The sequence below is a fragment of the Pseudomonas putida genome, from assembly GCF_028682475.1.
Taxonomy (GTDB): domain Bacteria; phylum Pseudomonadota; class Gammaproteobacteria; order Pseudomonadales; family Pseudomonadaceae; genus Aquipseudomonas; species Aquipseudomonas putida_AG.
The window spans coordinates 1-640 of sequence record NZ_JANHLE010000093.1 but is presented as its reverse complement, the minus strand read 5'-3'; the positions used below and the strand labels follow the sequence as shown (position 1 = coordinate 640).

The 640-nt window shown below is 67.7% G+C and carries 1 pseudogene; it reads right to left on the bottom strand.

Features of this window, described 5'->3' with window-relative positions:
- A pseudogene (locus tag NPS47_RS25300) lies at positions 1-640 on the bottom strand (hypothetical protein); the annotation flags it as partial.

The following is a 640-nucleotide window of genomic DNA, read 5'->3' as shown; positions in this document are numbered from 1 at the left end:
GGCCCAGGGCGTTGTCGGCACCCGCACGCAGCGTGCCCGAGTTCACACTCGTTTCGCCGCTGTAGTCGCTGCTGGCGTTGCTCAGGGTGATGGTGTTGCTGGCGTCGATCGCCAGGCTACCGCTGCCGGTCAGCCTGGCGTGCAGTTCATCGGCCCCCGCCGGCGCTCCATCGCCCGACAAGGTCGTGGTCTGCCCGGCCTGCAGCGCGAGCTGGGTCAGCCGATAGCTGGCGTACAAGCCGTCCACGGCGGCGCTGCCGGCAGCGCTCGTCGCCAGGTCGTACGCGTACGTACCGATGGCCACCGTCTGCCCGCCCTGCAGGATGTTCGCCGTACCCGAGGTCAGGCGATTGCCCGCCTGATCCTTCAGCACCAGGTTGCCTGCCGAGCCGTTCACCGAGGTGGCCGAGATCAGTTGCCGCGTCGTGCCTTCGTCCTGCGCCAACAGATTACCAGAGCTGCTGGCAGTCTGCGGATCGAGCTCGACGCTACCCGACGTCAGGGTCAGGGCATGGGTCGCGACCGTACCTGTCGGCAGGTTCGAGAACGCCAGCGTGCCGCCGTTGATCGTCAGGTTGCCGATGTTTTGTACACCGGCCCCCACGGTGGTCACGTTGCCCGCGCCCATTTCCAGCGTCGC